15 protein-coding genes are annotated in these 17,297 nt (G+C 69.9%); 8 read left to right on the top strand and 7 right to left on the bottom strand.

Annotated features, from left to right (window positions below):
• The first annotated feature begins 5 nt into the window (after window positions 1-5).
• Window positions 6-1,502 carry a P-loop NTPase gene (locus ACMGFH_RS12375; protein WP_415378753.1) on the top strand — a complete coding sequence of 499 codons (1,497 nt, stop codon included), beginning with the start codon at window positions 6-8 and terminating at the stop codon, window positions 1,500-1,502.
• A gap of 135 nt (window positions 1,503-1,637) precedes the next feature.
• Here ACMGFH_RS12375 and ACMGFH_RS12370 read toward each other — a convergent pair whose 3' ends face one another.
• The 7 genes from ACMGFH_RS12370 to ACMGFH_RS12340 form a co-directional block, all read right to left on the bottom strand.
• Window positions 1,638-2,336, bottom strand: coding sequence for a MinD/ParA family ATP-binding protein (locus tag ACMGFH_RS12370; RefSeq protein WP_415378752.1), 699 nt, complete (start codon window positions 2,334-2,336; stop codon window positions 1,638-1,640).
• Window positions 2,333-2,710 carry a hypothetical protein gene (locus ACMGFH_RS12365; protein ID WP_415378751.1) on the bottom strand — a complete coding sequence of 126 codons (378 nt, stop codon included), beginning with the start codon at window positions 2,708-2,710 and terminating at the stop codon, window positions 2,333-2,335. The genes ACMGFH_RS12370 and ACMGFH_RS12365 overlap by 4 nt, the downstream gene beginning before the upstream one ends.
• A gap of 122 nt (window positions 2,711-2,832) precedes the next feature.
• Window positions 2,833-4,056 (bottom strand): cation:proton antiporter regulatory subunit, encoded by a 1,224-nt coding sequence (locus ACMGFH_RS12360; protein ID WP_415378750.1) that lies wholly within the window; start codon window positions 4,054-4,056, stop codon window positions 2,833-2,835.
• On the bottom strand, window positions 4,053-5,273 hold the full coding sequence (locus tag ACMGFH_RS12355) for a potassium transporter TrkA (protein ID WP_415378749.1): 1,221 nt from the start codon (window positions 5,271-5,273) through the stop codon (window positions 4,053-4,055). The genes ACMGFH_RS12360 and ACMGFH_RS12355 overlap by 4 nt, the downstream gene beginning before the upstream one ends.
• Before the next feature lie 48 nt (window positions 5,274-5,321).
• On the bottom strand, window positions 5,322-6,620 hold the full coding sequence (locus ACMGFH_RS12350) for a GLUG motif-containing protein (protein ID WP_415378748.1): 1,299 nt from the start codon (window positions 6,618-6,620) through the stop codon (window positions 5,322-5,324).
• A gap of 204 nt (window positions 6,621-6,824) precedes the next feature.
• The gene (locus tag ACMGFH_RS12345) at window positions 6,825-9,212 is read right to left on the bottom strand and encodes a GLUG motif-containing protein (RefSeq protein ID WP_415378747.1); all 2,388 of its coding nucleotides are present in this window, start codon (window positions 9,210-9,212) and stop codon (window positions 6,825-6,827) included.
• A 153-nt stretch (window positions 9,213-9,365) separates the two neighbouring features.
• The gene (locus ACMGFH_RS12340) at window positions 9,366-9,839 is read right to left on the bottom strand and encodes a carboxypeptidase regulatory-like domain-containing protein (protein ID WP_415378746.1); all 474 of its coding nucleotides are present in this window, start codon (window positions 9,837-9,839) and stop codon (window positions 9,366-9,368) included.
• A gap of 75 nt (window positions 9,840-9,914) precedes the next feature.
• On the opposite strand from ACMGFH_RS12340, the gene ACMGFH_RS12335 reads away from it, so the two are divergent.
• The 7 genes from ACMGFH_RS12335 (at window position 9,915) to ACMGFH_RS12305 (ending at window position 17,146) form a co-directional block, all read left to right on the top strand.
• Window positions 9,915-10,973, top strand: a complete 1,059-nt coding sequence (locus tag ACMGFH_RS12335) for an ATP-binding protein (protein WP_415378745.1) — start codon at window positions 9,915-9,917, stop codon at window positions 10,971-10,973.
• Between the two features lie 86 nt (window positions 10,974-11,059).
• Window positions 11,060-11,839, top strand: coding sequence for a hypothetical protein (locus ACMGFH_RS12330; protein ID WP_415378744.1), 780 nt, complete (start codon window positions 11,060-11,062; stop codon window positions 11,837-11,839).
• Entirely contained in the window at window positions 11,836-12,300 is a 465-nt protein-coding gene (locus ACMGFH_RS12325; RefSeq protein WP_415378743.1) for a hypothetical protein, read from the top strand. The genes ACMGFH_RS12330 and ACMGFH_RS12325 overlap by 4 nt, the downstream gene beginning before the upstream one ends.
• A gap of 110 nt (window positions 12,301-12,410) precedes the next feature.
• Window positions 12,411-14,345, top strand: coding sequence for an ATPase, T2SS/T4P/T4SS family (locus ACMGFH_RS12320; protein ID WP_415378742.1), 1,935 nt, complete (start codon window positions 12,411-12,413; stop codon window positions 14,343-14,345).
• A gap of 19 nt (window positions 14,346-14,364) precedes the next feature.
• Window positions 14,365-16,083 carry a secretion system protein gene (locus ACMGFH_RS12315; RefSeq protein ID WP_415378741.1) on the top strand — a complete coding sequence of 573 codons (1,719 nt, stop codon included), beginning with the start codon at window positions 14,365-14,367 and terminating at the stop codon, window positions 16,081-16,083.
• Between the two features lie 84 nt (window positions 16,084-16,167).
• Window positions 16,168-16,668 (top strand): hypothetical protein, encoded by a 501-nt coding sequence (locus tag ACMGFH_RS12310; RefSeq protein ID WP_415378740.1) that lies wholly within the window; start codon window positions 16,168-16,170, stop codon window positions 16,666-16,668.
• The gene (locus tag ACMGFH_RS12305; RefSeq protein WP_415378739.1) at window positions 16,646-17,146 is read left to right on the top strand and encodes a hypothetical protein; all 501 of its coding nucleotides are present in this window, start codon (window positions 16,646-16,648) and stop codon (window positions 17,144-17,146) included. Before ACMGFH_RS12310 ends, ACMGFH_RS12305 begins: the two co-directional genes overlap by 23 nt.
• The last annotated feature ends 151 nt before the right edge of the window (window positions 17,147-17,297 follow it).

The following is a 17,297-nucleotide window of genomic DNA, read 5'->3' as shown; positions in this document are numbered from 1 at the left end:
GGGGCATGATCGCCATCGCAGGCGCGAAAGGCGGATGCGGGAAGACGACGACGACACTCGGACTCGCAGGCGCGTTCGCCCGCGCCGGTCGACAGAGTCTGGCCATCGACACCGACCGTCAGTTGCCAGATCTCCACGTCACCTCCGGCGTCGACCGCGAGCCGACGGTGACGGCCCTGGACAGGGACACCCGCTGGCAGTCGGTCGCGCAAGAGATCCCCGCTGAGTCCGGCGTCCACGTCCTCCCGGGGCCCAAGCGCTCCGAGAACGTGGAGATCGATACGGTGCTGGAGTGGCTCGACGCCGACTCGGCGGCGGTCCTGCTCGACTGCCCCTCGGGGGCGGGCCCGGACGTCATCGAACCGATCGCGGTCGCCGACGCGGTCGTCGTCGTGACGACCGGGAGCGACCAGAGCCTCAGCGCCGCGCAGACCACCGTCGACGTCGCCCGGCGTTTAGAGGTCCCCGTGGTGGGCGCGGTGGTGACCCACTGCGACGAACTGCCGCCGTCCACCGAGTCGCGGCTGGAGGTTCCCGTCCTGGCGGTCGTCCCCGAGCTCGAATCTCCACGCTCGTCAGACGTTGCTCGCCAGGCGTACGACGAGGCCGTGGCGGCGCTGTCGGATGCCACGCAGGCTCGAACCGGCGACGATCCGGCCGACGGAACCCAGGCGGCGGACCCGGCATCGACAGGGGGTTCCCCAGCTGGTGTGCCCGACGACACGAGCGGGGACGCGCGCGCCGACGGCGTCGACCAGGACGGCCCCGCAGCGGAGGACAGCGGGGGATTCCAGTGGCACGGCGATCCCACCGACCACGTGGCGACCGGGATCGGCGCACTCGACGAGGCCGTCGGCGGACTGCCGCCGGGCAGCGTGGCGGTGCTCTCGGCCGACCCGGCCAGCCAGTCCGAGTACCTGCTCGCTCAGTTCACCGCGACGCGCGGCACGCTGTACATCACGACCGAACGCACCGAGGAGAGCGTCAGACACGCGCTCGACGCCGTCGACGTCGACGTCGGCAGTCCCACGATCAGGTCGCTCACCGGCGACGGCGCCCTCGACGAGGCGACCGAACTCGTCGAGGAACTTCCCGACGGTTCGAACCTGATCGTCGACGGCACGGCGAGGCTCGAACGCGCAGACCGCGACTCGTATCTCTCGTTCGTCAACGCGCTCAAAGAGCGGATGGTGGCGTCGGACGGCCTCGCGCTCCTCCACTGTCTGTCGCGACCGACGACCCCCGAGAACAGGCCCTCGACCGAGCACGTCGCCGACGCCGTCTTCGAGTTCGAGACCACCGACTCCGGGCTCGATCGACTGGCCGTCCCCAAGTTCCGGTACGCGGGGGCCTGCACCGACCCGCTCGAACTCTCGTTCGTGAACGGTGCGGGGGCACAGCGGGCCGCCGAACACGCTACCGGCCGGCGCACCGGTACGAATATCGACGAACAACTCGCTGGTCCCACGAACGGCGACGGAACCGACCAGGGCGACCGCTGACCGGCTCGAACGGACGCTGTGCGGGGGATAGACGGCGAGAAACTGAACGACGGGTGCGGAAACGGCGTGAGAGCGAACGGCGAGAGAGCCGGTTTTCGCGGCGTAGGTGCAGATAGGCCGGTCGCGCCGTCGCTGTCAGGCCGGGCCGGCCCGTTCGCTCATCTGCCGTTCGCTCCGCTCGATCCGCTCGGCGAGCGTCTCGAAGGCGTCGAGGGCGTCGCAGTCGGGTGCGGCGTCGCGGACCGGGACGCCTGCCTCCACCGAGTCGGCGACCGCCGACCGCTTCGGAACGACGGTCGTCGGGGCGCCCATCTCGTTTTCGACCCTGGAGGCGATGGTCCGGTCGCGTTCGGCAGTCGCCTTGTTGACGACCGTGCTGACGACGGGGGTGTCGAGCTTCCGCGAGAGGTGGCTGGTGCGAAAGGCGTTCAGCAGCGCAGGCCGGTTCGCGGTCGTCACGATGACAGCCGCGTCCGCGCTGTGGAGCTGGTAGCCGACGTCGCGCGCCAGGCCGGCGGGGCAGTCGATGACGACTCGCCCGAACTGGCGGTCGACGGTCGCGACGGCGCGCTCCAGGGTCCCGAGGTCCGCAGCGCGCGCGCCGGCGAGGCTCCGTCCACAGGGCAACAATCGGATCGACCCGACCTCCTCGACAGCTTCGAGCGGGCCGGCGCGGCCCGACAGCACGTCGTGCAGGTCGGGGCCGCGACCCCGCGGGAGGTCCGGGGTCGCGAGGTCCGCGTCGACCAGCACCGCGTCCAGCTCGCGCGCGAGGTTCAGCGACGTCGTCGACTTCCCGACGCCGCCCTTCCCGCCGGTGACTGCCAGGATCATCGGTCCGAGAGGATGCTGTCGCTGGGGGGCGACCAGTCGTCGAGCGACGCGAGCACTTCGCGCGAGTCGACCTCCGTCTCGGCCGTCGACCGGGCCGAGGACGCGACCTCGAACGGTTCCTCGTCGGGGTCGTCGAGCGGCGGGGCGGGCGTCGCGTACCCGACGCCGATGCACTGCCCGGGCTGGATCGTCCCCTCCCAGGTCCCGTCGGTCCACTCCGGTGCGGTGACGTCGCCGAACCGCGGCGGCCAGACGGGGCCGTCCAGTCGATTCACGAGGCGGACCGTCTGTGCCGTTCCGAGCGTGTTCGTCACCCGCGCCGTGACGAGGGTCACCCCGTCGCGCCGGTCCGTGTCCGTCTCGACCGTTACCATACCGTCATTGGTTCCCCGCTCTTGTATAAAGTTCAACACGCACCGCCGCTTCGAAGCCGCGTGAACGACTACGAGAAAACCGGGAAAACGCCGTCAACGGGCGCTCTCTCCCGAACAAGGTCTCAGTCGCCCGTAATCTTCGCGAGCAATCCGTCGCCGGACTCTTCGCCGTCGTCGCCGGCGTCGGGCGCGGCGACGCTGTCGCGTTGCGGTTCGTACTCGGCGAGGCTGTGGAGCCCCTCGGGTGTCCCGAGGACGTACACTGTGTCTCCGACCTCGAGCGTCTCGTTCGCGGCGGGGAACGGGATCGGTTCGCCGTCGCGCTCGACGGCCAGCACGCTCACCGGGAGCCAGTCGACGAACTCGCCGTGGAGCGGCCCGGCGTCCGCGACGGTGACCGCGGTGACCGTCTCGTCGGCCTCCCAGATGGTCGCGACGAGTTCGTTCAGGTCGCTGGCCGTGTCCGGTCGGGTGACCAGGCGGTAGGTCTCGTCGACGTCGAATGCCTCGGCGGCGCTCGTGCCGACGGTGAGCGTGGCGACGTCGCCGACAGTCGCCCGGAACTTCCCCGTCGCGACGAGTCGCTCGGCGTCGCCCCCGGTCGCCCACACCTCGACCGGGTCCCCAGTGCTCACGTCCGGAGAGGGGTCGCCCTCGACCGCGAGTGCGACCGTCCCCGGCGGGAGCGAGGGACCGATGCCGGACGGCCGTTCGCCGACCGCGAGCGACGCCACCCCGCCGTCGTCGGCGAGTTGGACGTGGGCGTGCCCGACGCCGAAGTCGCGCTCCAGCCGAGTCACCAGCCGCGAGGCCAGCTCGTCGTCCGAGAGCCGGCGAGGGAACTGCATCTGTCGCCCGGCGAGTTCGCGCTTGGTCGCCTCGTCGACGGCCGGATAGCCGTCGAGGTCCTCGACGGTCTCCGGGAGTTCGACGGTGACGAGCAGGTTCGCCGACCGGAACAGCCGGGCGACCGCGCCCGTCGCGTCGAGCCGGTCGATGTCGAAGACGTCACACGCGAAGTGGTCGCCGATCCGCCGACCTATCTCGGCGTTGACCGCCGCGAAGATGAACACGCCGAGGAGGTACGTCGACGTCGCGTAGTGGAGCTTCCCGGTGTCGCCGATGATCGCCGGCTCCGTGAGCGCCGTGATGTTCAGCGAGAGGGCGACGAACGACAGGCCGATGATCGACGCGACCCCCACGGGGACGGCACGAGTCGTGTATCCGCGGTAGACGAACGAGACGCCCAGCGCAGTCACGCTGGCGTACAGTCCGTACCCGATGATCTGCAACAGCGCGTTGGTCGTCCAGTCGGTGACCAACTGGAGTGGGACCGCGGGTATCATCGGGTCACCTCCGCGTCGGCGTCGGCGGCGAGTGTGCGCATCGCCTCGCTGTTGACGTCACCGACGACGAACGCCTCGGCTGCCGCCTCGACGGCGCCTTCGTCGGGCTGGAACTCCCAGCCAGCGCTCTCGGTCCCGACGCCCTTCGCGCCGCGGACCCCGATCACCTCGACGTCGTCGAGAGCGGCCCCGTCCCCTTCGAGACGGACCTTCCGGACCGACTGGCCCGCGCGTTCGAGTTCCGAGAACGCCTCGAACGTGTGGCTGGTCCCGTGCGAGGTGACCCGGATCTGCCCGCGCTCCGCGCCGAGGATCGAGCGCGCCTCGGACGTGGGAAGCGCGACCGTCACCCGCCCCTGACCGCCCTCGGTCTCGGCACGCGAGCGCACGAGCGCGCCCTCCTCTCCGTCGGTCGGCGTTGCGCCGCTCGCGGCCGCGTCGGGGGTCGGCCCCCGCTCGGGATCGACGCTGGCGCTGAGGACGTGCCCCGACGCCGTCGCCGAGCCGGCTTCGACGGTGACCTCGTCGCCCGGTGCGAGACCCGTCGGCAACAGCGCGTCGATGGAGACGGCACGCCAGCCGTCGGGCACGCGCTCCGCCAGGTCCCGTGACGGCGGCGCCGCCGCGATGGACGCGCGACCCCGTGCGTCGATGGACACCGACGCGTCGACGAGGTCGTAGTCGGTCCGGAGCTGGTCGGCGAGCCGCGTCTCCAATTCCGACAGTGGCAGGTCCGCGGGAAGCCGCCAGGCCCCGTTCTCCAGCGTCCGTCGGAGGTCCGGCGACAGTGGCGGGTGGCCCTCGATGTCGCGGATCGCTCCCGACGTCCGGATCGTGATCTGCCCCGATCCGTCGACCGCATCGACGGCCTCGGCCGAGAGCGTCCGCTGGCTCTGCGTCGCCTGCGAGAGGTTGCGGGGGACTCGCTCCGCGAGCGCGGCCCCCTGGCTGTTGGCGTACAGCGCGACCATGACGGCGACGAGCGCCCCCACCAGCAGCCGCGGCGCCTGTTCGACGGTTCTCCCTATCAATCCCACGTAGTACCCGTTCGCGGCGGCGATCGGTAGCCCGACCCCGATGGCGACGACTCGCGGCACGTCGCGCCCGCCGTAGTAGCCGAGCAGAAAGCTCGACAGGCCGACCACGAACGCCGGGACGATCCCGATCAGGACTCCGAAAGAGATCCCGATCAGCACCTCAACTGGCAATGAAGTCATTCTCTTGTCTCCGTGTTGTGATATCTGTCTGTATCGGACGCGAACTGTTCATGTGACGAGACCTCCGCTCCGTCTGCGGTACCGGCCGAACAGGACGACCGCGGCGAGCGCCCCGAAGACGGACACAGGCCCGAACCCGGGACCGACCCCCGAGCTGCCCACCGTCGTGACGGTCGCGTTCCCGCCCGGCACCGTCGGCGTGGGGGTCGGCGTCGGCTCCGGGGTCGGCACCTGCCACTGGTCGAGCGGGTCGACGTCCGGCCGTTCCCACTGGTGGACCGGATACGACTCCTCGGTCGTCCAGATGTTCGCGAAGTCGAACCCGTCGAGCGAATCGCTGGCGCGCTCGCCGGTCATTTCGTCGGTGGTGAGTCTGGTTCCCGCCTCCTTCCCGTTGCTGAGTGCCGTCACGGCCGTTCCCGCGGCGCCCGCGTCCCAGTAGACGTCGACCATCGTCCCCTGGTTCCGCCCCGCGAGGCTGCCGTTTCGTTCCGCGGTCTTCACGGGGCTGGCGGAGAACGTCGAGGTGATCGTCCCGGCGTTGACTCCGGCGAGTCCGCCGACGATCATCTCGCCGTCGACGGTAGTCGTTGCGTACGACGCGGTGACGGCGTTCCGATTGACGCCGATCAGACCGCCCACGCTCCCCTCGCCCGCCGCGGTCCCCGTCGCGTAGGACCCGCGGACCGGTCCGCGGTTGAACCCGACGAGACCACCGACCAGTTCCTCGCCCTCGACGGTGGCCGAGACCGAACACGCGACGATCTGTCCCCGGTTGTTACCGACGAGTCCGCCCGTGTTCTCGCGCGCGCCGTACACCTCGCCCTCGACCGCCGATCCGGTGATCGAGCCCTCGTTCCAGCCGACGAGGCCCCCGACGTTCTCGTCACCGTTCACCCGCGCGTTCGTCAGCGTGACGTTCTGAATCGTTCCCTCGGAGCCACCGAACAGCCCGACGTCCTGCGCGCTCGGCCTGATGATCGTCAGGCCATCGATATCGTGGCCGCGCCCGTCGAACGACCCCTCGAACGCCGCGTCCTCGTTGCCGATCGGTTCGAACCCGTTCCCGGCGTTCCACGTCTCCGTCTCGCCGGCGTCGACGTCGGACCCGAGCGCGTAGTGGGCCGACAGGTCCTGGCTCATCGCCTGCAGTTCGTCCGCGTCCGTGATCACGTACGGATCGTCGAGCGTCCCGCTGCCCGCGAGCGACGAGAGCGGCGCCCGCGGCGTCTCCGTCTCCTCCTGGACCGCGCCCGCGAACCCGACCAACGGCCCGCACATCGCGACCGTTAGCAGGACGACCAGCGCGACCCCGCTGTACACCCCGACGTGCCGTTTCCGCTCCATCGACCTCATTTGTATTCCTTCGTTTTCGTTCTCGTTTTCCCCACGACACGGACCGCACATCGCGACCGTTAGCAGGACGACCAGCGCGACCCCGCTGTACACCCCGACGTGCCGTTTCCGCTCCATCGACCTCATTTGTATTCCTTCGTTTTCGTTCTCGTTTTCCCCACGACACGGACCGAGACCGACGGCGACCGGACCTCGTCACCCCGACCGACGACCCAGGCGGGCGATACCCAGTAGCGCACACAGCGCCGCGACGACGCCGAATCCGGCCCCGTCGCCGGCGGTGGTCTCCGTCGCGTCCGAACCCCCGCTGTCGCTGTCGTCGCCGGACTCCTCGCCGGCCGAATCGCCGTCACCGCCGTCGCTGGCTGCCGTCGACGTGTCGCCGTCGAGGCTCGTCGAACCCGTCCACTCCGAATCGCCGGCCGTCACCGAGTGCTCGACCGAGTCGCCGTCCTCGGGGGCCGTGGTTTCGAAGGTGACCGTGGTGCCGTCGGCCGGCACCTCCACGGTCTCGGTGGCGACCGAACTGCCGCCGACGCTGTAGGCCACGTCGGTCGACAGCGGCAGACCGCCGGAGTTGGCCACCGTCACCGTCACTTCGTAGCTCTCGCCGGCACCGACCGACTCGGGCACCGACGCGCTGTCGACGGAGGCGGTGCCCATCTCGGCGACGGTGAGCGTCCCGGCGCTGGCGCCGCCGACCGCGAGGTCGTACTCACCGGTCGAGTCACCCGGGTAGTCGAACGAGACGGTCGTCCCGTCCGCGGGCACGACCACCTCCTTCGTGGCGACCGTTTCACCGTTCGCGGTCAGTTCGACGGTGTGACCGGCGGCGGCGTCACCGGCGTTCTCCAGCGTCGCTTCGACGGTCGTCGCGTTGCCGACCGCGAGCAGGTTCTCGGACGTCGTGACCGAGGCGACGCTCGTTTCGGGTTCCTCGACCACGGTCAGATCGCCGAGGTTGGTGTCGTTGACCGCGACAGAGTACGTCCCCGTCGCGGGTGCGGACCAGTTGAACTGGACCGCCCGCGTCGAGTGGCCCGGGACCGTGACGGTCCGGGTCTCCTCGACCGTCCCGTTGACCGACAGGAGCGCGTCGAACTCGCCGTCGGCGCCGCCGTCGTTGGTCAGCGTCACGTCGACCGGTGCGGCCGTCTCCGACCCGACGCGGTCGTATCGGAGCGCGGCGTCGTCGACGGAGATATCCGGCGGCGTCACGACCGAGACGGTCGCACTGTCGGAGTGGCCGGCGACCGTCGCGGTTACCTCGACCGGTCCGGTTCCGGACGTGGCGACAGAGCCGGCGTCCACCGACAGGTGCGACTGGTTCGCGTCGTAGTCGGCCGTCCCCGTCACCGCGACGGTGCGGCCGTCCGCGAGAGTCACCGAAGCCGTCGCCGTCGTGGGCCGGTCGATGATAATCTGATCGGGGATCGATAGCGAGACGGCGTCTACCTGCGACTGCAACACCGGGTACTCGTCGGTCGGCGCCCAGAACGTCGACGTGTCCAGGCCGCCCATGTTCGCCGTCGCCGATTGGCCCGTCATCTCGTCGGTCGTCAGTTCGGTCGCGTCGAATCCCGAGCCCCGCTCTCGCCCGACCGCGGCGTCCGTCGCGGCGGTCTCACCGTTCCAGTAGGTGTCGCTGATCCCGCCGTCCGACGACCCGGCGACGCCGCCGACCTGCGTCTCCCCGTCGACCGAACCGGTCGAGTACGCTCGGCGCAGCGTCGAGTCCGTCACGGACCCGACCAGTCCGCCGACCCGGTTCGACCCGCTGACCGAGCCAGTAGCGTACACGTCGCGGAGGCTCCCGTCAGAGACGGTCCCGACGAACCCGCCGAGGTTCTCCGAGCCGGCGACGTCGCCGGTCGCGGACGCGGCCGAGACCGACGCCCCGTTGGACGAGCCGGCGAGTCCGCCGAGGTACGTCCCGCCGTCGACCGCGGTGTTCGCGGAGGTCCGGGTCACCGTCGCGCCCGCTTCCAGTTTGCCCGCGAGCCCACCGACGAAGTTCTGGCCCTCGACGCTACCACTGACCGCGACGTCGTCTACCGTTCCGTCCACCTGTCCGGCGAGAACGCCGACGATGTTGCTCCCCCGCACCGATGCGTCGATCAGTCGGACGTGCTCGACGCGGCCTTCGGTACCGATCTGGCCGAACAGCCCGGTCCAGTCGTTCCCGCTGCGGCGGATCGTCAGTCCCCGGACGGTGTGATTCCGTCCGTCGAACGTTCCGGTGAACGCGCTGTCACTGTCGCCGACCGGGTCGAACCCGCTCCTGGCCTCCCACGACTCCGTCCCGGTCGCGTCGACGTCGTCGACGAGGACGTAGTGAGCGTCGAGGTCGTCGCTCATCGACTGCAGTTCCGTCGCGTTCGATATCTCGTAGGGGTCCTGTGCAGTCCCGCTGCCGGCCAGCGGTGCGGAGGTCGGCGAGTTCGCGTGGTCGGTCGACCTGTCGTCCGTAACGGCTACGGCGCCGGCCGTCGCGGCCGGGCCGGCTGCGACAACGCAAAGCGCGATCAACAGAGTGGCGGTCAACGATTGTGCCTGACGTGCATACTGTGTACTGACGTTCATGTTACTGGTCCTCGACCGCGATGTCGCTACTTCGGAGCGGTCGCGGCTCCGGGGGTGCAGTCGGCTGCGACGGTGACGGTTCGACCGTCTGCACCGGTCGTCGAAACGATGTCATGAAAATGCGAAAGTGAGTGGATGATAGTCCGGTTCGGACTATCGCGTGACCATGATCTGGCCGTTCGGTTCGTCGTCCTTGAAGTTCCCCGAACTCGGCGGCTCGATCGTGATCTTCACCGTCCCCTTCTGTTGGTCGGGCCGCCACTGGGGGGAGATGGCGCTAGACGGGGACGACGCCGATATCTCCCCGTCTTCGTCCGAGGTTCCGAGTATGACCGGATCTTCGAGCGTCAGCGAGTCGCCCTCGATGTACACCTGCGCGTCCTCGACGGGGTCCCCCTGTTTGGTGGTGACGACGCCGTCGGAGAGGGTTAGGCCACTCGATCCCTCCTGGACCTTGTCACCCGAGTGTTCGAACGTCACTTCCTGCTGACCGACGGGACCGATCCCCCCAAGGATCTGCATCATGACCGCGAGGCTCGCGACGCCCACGACGAGGGCGATCACCAGCCGTATCGGTAGTCCTTCGATAGCTCGTTCGTCCCCGTGCAGCGATCTTGTGGACCGCATGCCGGTCTTGGCCCCGCCATCGTACTTAAACCTTGAACCGAAGCTACAAGTACGGTGAGCGAACTATCGTCTCTCGTGACATTCGTAATCGGACGCGGGCAGGGGGGCGTCGAGAAGGGGCCGTCCGGGCACCTGGGGACTTACCGGGCGCTCGACGGGTCGGACGGGGCGCCGTTGCACCTCGACCTCGACGGGCCCCACGCGATGCTGGTCGTCGGCAAGCGCGGCTACGGGAAGTCCTACACGCTGGGGGTCGTCGCGGAGTCGCTCTCGCGGGCCCGCGGCGTGGCACCGGTCATCGCCGACCCCATGGGCGTGTTCCCGACGCTCGGCGAAGCCTCCGAGGGCGACCCGGTCCCGGCCGAGGTGATCACCGACCCGCAGGTGACGCCGACGACGCTGGACCCGCGGTCGTGGTGTGCGCTGCTGGACCTCTCTCCCGAGAGTGGTGCGGGTGGACTCGTCTGGCAGGCCGCCCAGGAAGAGAGCACACTGGCCGACATGCGCGCGCACGTCGATGCGACCGACGCGCCGGGGACCGACAAGCGGGCGGCGATCAACCACCTCAACATCGCCGATTCGTGGGGGATCTTCGACCCCGAGGGACTTTCGGCGGGGGACCTGGCCGGCGGCGAGGTCAGCGTCCTCGACGTCTCGGGACTGGACTCGGCGCCGATGAACGCCGTCGTCCGCGGCGTCGGCGAGGCGCTCTACCGGGCGCGGGTCAACGACGAGATCGCGCGGCTCCCGTGGTACATGCTCGACGAGGCCCACACGTTCTTCCAGGGCGTCGGCGAGGCTGCGCTGGAGACGATCCTGACCCGCGGCCGCGCCCCCGGCGTGAGCCTCGTCCTCGCGACCCAGCGGCCGAGCGCCGTCTCGGACGTCGCCATCTCCCAATCCGACGTGATCGTCTCACATCGCCTGACCTCCGAGGAGGACCTCGACGCGCTGGAGGCCGCCCAGCCAACGTACATGAAGACCTCGCTGGACGAGCGGCTCCCGACCAGCACCGGCGAGGTGATCGTCATCGACGACGCCACCGAGACGGTCCACGCGGCGAACGTCCGCCGACGGGAGACCCCTCACGGCGGGGACAGTCCGAGCGCCAGCGACGTCGCGCTCGACGACTGACCGGTCGACCGCGTCCGGCGCGTTCGCCGGCCTCGCAACTCGGCGGCAGGTTGTGGTTTAAGTACGAAGACGGAAGCAAAGGGGATATGAGCGACATCGAACGGCTCGACGAGCGGTTGACCGCCGTCGAGCGGACGGTCGTCGACGGTGACCACGAACTCGACGAGCTGGCCGATCTCTCCTCGCTCGTCGAGGACGTCGACCGCCTCGACGACCGCCTCGACGACATCGAGCAGCGCCTGGCGGACGTGGAGTCGCGGTCGCAGGCGATGGAGGGGTTCGTCGGGAACATCCGTTCGGTCAACGAGGACATCGAACAACAGGCCGACTCGGCGATGGCGACCGTCGATCGGCTCGAACAGCGGGTCGCGGACCTGGAGGCGACCGTCGGCGCCGTGGGTTCGGGCGGACACAGGGGCGGCGCCGGCGCGAGCCGCCCCCCGACCGGGAATGGGGGCGGGGCCCAGCCGCCGACCGGGGGCGCCGGAGGGAACCACCCCCGGACCGGGAACGGGGGCACGACACAGTCACAGCACGGGAGCAGGGGATCGACCCAGCAGTCAGCCGATGGCGGCGGTGCCGACGACCCCGAAGAGTCGCTCAAACGGCTCTTCGACGGCCGCGGCCAGGACGGCGGGCAGGGCGGTCAGGGCGGCGGCCGCCAGCGAGGCGGTACTCAGCAGGCCACCCAGGGGAGACAGCAGGGTGGTGGTCAGCCCGCGGCTGGCCACCAGCGTGGCGGCCAGCGGTCGCCCACGGCGGAGGCCGACCAACAGGCCATCGACGAACGTGTCGGGACCGGCGGGAGTGACGACGACGGAAGTGACGGCGGGTTCCTCTCGTCGCTGCGGTCGAAGTTGCCGTGATACGCTACGTGCTGGCGGTGCTGTTGACGGTCGCGATCATCGGCATCTCGATGCCCGCGATCGAGCAGGCGGCGGTCGACCGGAGCCAGAAGCAGGTCGAGACCGCCGTCGCCGACATCGAGGTGGCGGCGACCTCGCTGATCGAGGAGGAGACCCTCCCGCCAGCGGGAGTCAGGGGGCCACAGCGGGTCGTCGAGGCGCCGTTCCCGACGAAGGGGTACTTCACGGCGCCGGTCCAGCGGATCGAGATCGAACTGGGTCCCGACGCGGAAGCCAGCGTGGTTCGGTACTGGGTCCAGGGTGGGCCGAGACGGACCGCGATGATAGACGCCCCGATCGTCAACGTGAACGGCAATGAGGTGAAACTGGGCCTCTCCACCGGGACCCAGCGGTTCGTCCTGACGCTGGAGCGGTCCGAGTCACTGGACCAGCCGGTCGTGGTCCTCAGCCGTCCGCAGTGAGGGGACCGGCGCTGCCTCTGCCGTCGGTGCTCCGTCGTCGCGGTCGTGGTTCGCTGTCGCCGGCCTCGGGCGTGTATAGTTTTAAATCCGAACGGGCGGCCACTCCCGGCATGTCGAAGGCGTCAGGGCTCTCCGTCGAGTCGGTGCTGGACTCCGTCGGCCTCGACGGGCTCGCCGACAGGTTCCTCACAGAGGCTGGTACGAAGGCCTGCTCGTGCGAGCATACGGTCGAAGACGAGGTGCTCACCGTCGACGCGGCGGACTGTGACGGCGACCTGGGGGCGACCGACGCCTGCCGCCGGGCCGTCGTGGAGACGCTGGTCGACCACAAGGTGACGTCGCTGTTCGTCACCTCGGACGGGCTCAGGTACCGCTACGACGACCGGGCGGTTTCGCTGCTCGCGTCGGCGGGGCGGTTCATCGACCTGCTCGGGGACCGCGACGACCGGCTTCAATCGGTCGCGGCAGAGGACCCGATCAGCGTCGCCGGCGAACTGGCCGATCGCGTCGGCCCGGTCGCCGACATCGGCGCGCAGTCGGGGCTGGTCGGCGCCGCTGCCGGCCTCGACGAGTACGAGACGGTGCTCGCACCGAACGTCGGATTGACGATCGGCCACTACTTCGTCGACCAGTCCGTCGGCGAGGGCGCGCGGCTCCGGGACGTGATCGACCTCGACACCGGGAGCCAGGCGCGGGTGTACAGCCGACCGGACAGCGTCCCCCTGTACGCGCTGGATCCGGTCGACATCTCGCTGTCGGTCGACCAGCGTCACCTCTTGCTGGACGGCTACGAGGCCATCGCACGCGGACTCGTCGAGGGCGAACGGGCGGCCTCGCGGGCGATCGAACACGCCAGCGACGGACCGACCGACCCGCTGTTGACGGCGGTCCTCGCGAAGCACACGCGCGGGTACGGCGTGCTCGAAGACCTCTTCTCTGACCCGCGGGTGACCGACGTCTACGCGACCTCGCCGGTCGAGGACAACCCGATCCGCGTCGAGGTCGACGGGCAGGCGATGGCGACGAACGTCCACCTGACCCCTGCGGGCGGCGGGGCGCTGGCCTCCCGGATCCGCAAGACCAGCGGACGCGCGTTCTCGCGTGCGACGCCGACCGTCGACGCGACGGCCAGACTCGACAACGGCACCGGCGTCCGCATCGCGGGGGTCACCGACCCGGTCGCGGAGGGGGTCGCCTTCGCCTTCCGCGAGCAGGCCGAGGACACCTTCACGCTCCCGGCGCTGGTCGCCAACGGGACGCTCCCGCCGGAGGCGGCCGGTTTCCTCTCCGTAGCGATCGAGCGGAACGCCGCCGCCCTGATCGCGGGGACGCGAGGCGCCGGGAAGACGACGCTGCTCGGGACGCTGCTGTACGAGCTGTCGGCCGACACGCGGACTGTGGTCATCGAGGACACGCCGGAGCTCCCGGTCGGACAGCTCCAGCGGGTCGACCGCGACGTCCAGGCGCTGCGGACCGGGACCGGAACCGGCCCGGAGATCACCGCCGCGGACGCGCTCCGGACCGCTCTCCGGCTGGGGGACGGAGCGCTCGTCGTGGGGGAGATCCGTGGCGAGGAGGCCCGAGTCCTCTACGAGGCGATGCGGGTCGGCGCGAACGCCAACGCGGTGCTGGGGACCATCCACGGCGACGGCGCCGACGAGGTGTTCGAGCGAGTCGTCTCCGACCTGGACGTCCCGCCGTCGTCGTTCGGCGCGACCGACCTGGTGGTGACCGTCCAGGCCTACGAGACCACCGACGGCCGCAAGCGCCGGCTCTCGGCCATCGAAGAGGTCATCGTCGGCGAGGAGGAGATCCGCTTCGCGCCGCTGTACCAGATCGACGGTGACGTCGCGCGCTCGACCAACCGAATCGACCGCGGCGAGAGTCGCTTCGTCGACCGTCTGACCGGACCGGCCGAGGCCTACGCGGACGTCCGGCAGGCGGTCAAGCGACGCGGCGACCGCCTCGAACAGCTGGCCGACGACGGGCTGACCTCGCCGACGGAGGTCGCGGCGGCCTACGCTGGCCGCGGACTCGAGGAATGACTCGCGGGGGAGGACACCGATGAGCAAGACCGCACTGGCCGTCAACGGACTCGCGCGGCTCTACCCCTACGAGGTCCAGACGAGCGAGCAGCTGGTCGACTCGCTGGCGTTCGTCAAGTGGCCGTTCGACCCCGAGACGCTCGTCCGCGCCGGCTACGGAGCGGGGATCGTGACGCTCCTCGCGCTGCTGCTGCCGGTCCTGGCTGGGCTGGTGACCCCGCTGTTCGGGGTGTTCGCACTCTTGCTGGCCGTCGGGACGATCAACGGCGTCCACACGGCGCCGGTCCTGGCTGCCGCGTTCCGCCGGACCGAGGCGCTGGGCGACACGCCGAACCTCGTCGGCCGGGCCGTCCTCCGGATGCAGATCCAGCCGGCCACCGAGACGGCGATCCGCTTCGCGGCCGACACGGGCTACGGACCGCTGGCCGAGAGCCTCGGGGCGCACATCGACCAGGCGATGGGGACGCCGCGGACCGGGCTAATCGCCTTCGCGGAGGACTGGGCCGAGGACTTCCCGGCGCTGCGGCGGTCGGCGCACCTGCTCGCGACAGCCGAGGACGCGCCGGAGGCCGAACGCGCACGGACGCTCGACCGGTCGCTCGACGCCATCCTCAACGGCACCCGCGAGCAGATGGCGGAGTTCACCAACACCATCCAGAGTCCGACGACCGCGCTCTACGCCTTCGGCGTGATGTTGCCGATGGCACTCGTCGCCCTCGTTCCCGCCGTCTCACTGGCCGGGTTCAACGTCTCGATCGTCTTCTTCGTCCTCATCTACAACCTGTTCCTGCCGGTCGGGCTGGTCGCCGCGAGCGTGTGGCTGCTCGTCAGGCGACCGGTCGCGTTCCCGCCGCCGGACATCGACCGCACCCACGAGGACGTCCCGAACCGGATATGGTGGCCGCTCGCACTGGGCGCCGTCTTCGGCGGCGGTGCGGCCGCGGCGACCTACTTCGTCGGGCCGCGCTATCTGGCGCCAATCGCGGGCATCGGGCTCTCGGTCGGGACGGCGCTGCTCACCTTCTTCCAGCCAATTATGGAAGTCAGACGGTACGTCAAGTCCGTCGAGGAACACCTCACCGACGCGCTGTACCTCGTCGGCCGACAGGTCTCGGAGGGCCAGGCGGTCGAGTCAGCTATCGACCACGCGGGCGACCGCGTCCCGGGCGAGACCGGCGAGGTGTTCGAGCAGGCCGCGGGGCTCCAGCGTCGACTCCACGTCAGCGTCGACGAGGCGTTCTTCGGCGAGTACGGTGCCCTCAACGGGATCCCGAGTCCCCGGGCGCGCGGGACGGCGTCGCTGCTGGCCGTCGCTGCCGACGAGGGCCAGCCCGCGGGCCGAGCCATCGTTTCGATGGCCGACCACCTCGAAGAACTCCAGGAGGTCGAGAACGAGGCCAAGCGGCAGCTCTCGATGGTCACCGGAACGCTCGACAACACGGCGGCCTACTTCGGCCCGATGGTCGCCGGCTCCACGGTGGCGCTTGCCGAGGGGATGGTCGGATCCGGCGGGTTCGACGCCGCGGGCGAGATGGCGGCCGACCCGCTCCCCATCGACCAGCTCGGGCTCGTCGTCGGGGCGTACGTCGTGCTGATGTCGGTCATCCTGACGACGCTCTCCATCGGTCTCCGCCACGGGCTGGACCGCTCGCTGGTCGGCTACCACGTCGGCCGATCGCTGGTCTCCTCGACGCCGCTGTACGTCCTCGCCGTCTTCTTCGTCGGCATGATCATGTGACCGGCCGCGACGGCGGGAGTCAGCGACGTCGCGGTGTTCCACCCGCTGTGTGGATTTAAATACCGTCACGCGGCCAAACACGGCATGGACTTCGAAGCGCCCGCCGACGCGTGGTACGTCTTCCTGGGGGTGTCCATCGTCAGCGTCGCGATGTTCGGCGTGGTACAGGCCCTGCCATCGGAACCACCGCCGGACGGCAACGCCGTCGCAAACACCGTCGACGACGTCGCCGGGAGCGGGTACAACGCGACGGGGACCTACGAACACGATGCCGACGAGTACTTCGTCCACAGCGAGGGAATCCGGCTCCGCAACGACGGGGGCAGGTCGTACGCTTCGATCTCCTTCGGGGAACTGGCGCCCGTCTGGCCGGACGACGACCTGAAGGACGTCCTCGACGGCGTGCAGGTCTCGGACGTCTACGGCAGCCCGAGCGACTTCGAAACGGCCTACAAAGACAGTCAGGAGGCGGCGGAGGACCGCCTCGACGACGGCGACGAGGCGGACTGGCTGCCCGCGGACGGGCGGCTCAGGATCCGACACGTCGTCTGGAAAGACACCCATGTTACGCTCGTCGACGTCTGACTGGCGCGCCCAGACGGAGCCGCTAGCCGCCCTCTTCGCCGTCAGCGTCATGGCCATCGCCATCGGCGTCTACGCGGGCTTCGTCACGGACACCCTCCCGGGGACGAGCGACCGGGACGTCACCACCGGAACGCTCGACCGGGTCTGGGACGAGATCAACGTGGCCGGCGTCTACGTCAGGGATTCCGACGAGTTGTCGAGCCTCGACCCGTCGGCGCTCCCGGAGGGGTACCACGTGTATCTGAACATCACGACGGCGAACGAGGACACTTCCGGGTCTCAAGCCGAGGAGAAGTACGACATCGTCACCGAGGAGGGGTACGAGCCCACGGGCGCCACGACGGACGATATCGTCGACGGGATGGAGCAGCACGGATCGCCGGAGGAGAGCCAGTACGGGAGCCGCCCGATCCCGGTGAAGTACGGCCCCGGTGACGTCCGCGGCGGGCGGCTCCACGTGGTCGCCTGGCAGGAGTGAGCGGCGGCGGATCCGCCGACGTCCGACCCCGGCCATGTTGAGTTTAAGTTACATGACGGGGCCAATAGTGGTATGCAGCCAGTATCGTCGTGTCGACGGGGGAACGGGACGGGCCGGACGGGGGTTCGGATCCGGTCCGAACGGGGGCGAC

The sequence above is a fragment of the Halosimplex rarum genome, from assembly GCF_047715405.1.
Taxonomy (GTDB): Archaea; Halobacteriota; Halobacteria; order Halobacteriales; family Haloarculaceae; genus Halosimplex; species Halosimplex rarum.
This window is presented reverse-complemented; position numbering and strand designations above follow the sequence as displayed.

Excerpts from the sequence above, each read along its gene's own strand:
- ACMGFH_RS12375 (WP_415378753.1), top strand. The coding sequence starts at position 6 with ATGATCGCCATCGCAGGCGCGAAAGGCGGATGCGGGAAGACGACGACG.
- ACMGFH_RS12370 (WP_415378752.1), bottom strand. The coding sequence starts at position 2,336 with ATGATCCTGGCAGTCACCGGCGGGAAGGGCGGCGTCGGGAAGTCGACG.
- ACMGFH_RS12365 (WP_415378751.1), bottom strand. The coding sequence starts at position 2,710 with ATGGTAACGGTCGAGACGGACACGGACCGGCGCGACGGGGTGACCCTC.
- ACMGFH_RS12360 (WP_415378750.1), bottom strand. The coding sequence starts at position 4,056 with ATGATACCCGCGGTCCCACTCCAGTTGGTCACCGACTGGACGACCAAC.
- ACMGFH_RS12355 (WP_415378749.1), bottom strand. The coding sequence starts at position 5,273 with ATGACTTCATTGCCAGTTGAGGTGCTGATCGGGATCTCTTTCGGAGTC.
- ACMGFH_RS12350 (WP_415378748.1), bottom strand. The coding sequence starts at position 6,620 with ATGGAGCGGAAACGGCACGTCGGGGTGTACAGCGGGGTCGCGCTGGTC.
- ACMGFH_RS12345 (WP_415378747.1), bottom strand. The coding sequence starts at position 9,212 with ATGAACGTCAGTACACAGTATGCACGTCAGGCACAATCGTTGACCGCC.
- ACMGFH_RS12340 (WP_415378746.1), bottom strand. The coding sequence starts at position 9,839 with ATGCGGTCCACAAGATCGCTGCACGGGGACGAACGAGCTATCGAAGGA.
- ACMGFH_RS12330 (WP_415378744.1), top strand. The coding sequence starts at position 11,060 with ATGAGCGACATCGAACGGCTCGACGAGCGGTTGACCGCCGTCGAGCGG.
- ACMGFH_RS12320 (WP_415378742.1), top strand. The coding sequence starts at position 12,411 with ATGTCGAAGGCGTCAGGGCTCTCCGTCGAGTCGGTGCTGGACTCCGTC.
- ACMGFH_RS12315 (WP_415378741.1), top strand. The coding sequence starts at position 14,365 with ATGAGCAAGACCGCACTGGCCGTCAACGGACTCGCGCGGCTCTACCCC.
- ACMGFH_RS12310 (WP_415378740.1), top strand. The coding sequence starts at position 16,168 with ATGGACTTCGAAGCGCCCGCCGACGCGTGGTACGTCTTCCTGGGGGTG.
- ACMGFH_RS12305 (WP_415378739.1), top strand. The coding sequence starts at position 16,646 with ATGTTACGCTCGTCGACGTCTGACTGGCGCGCCCAGACGGAGCCGCTA.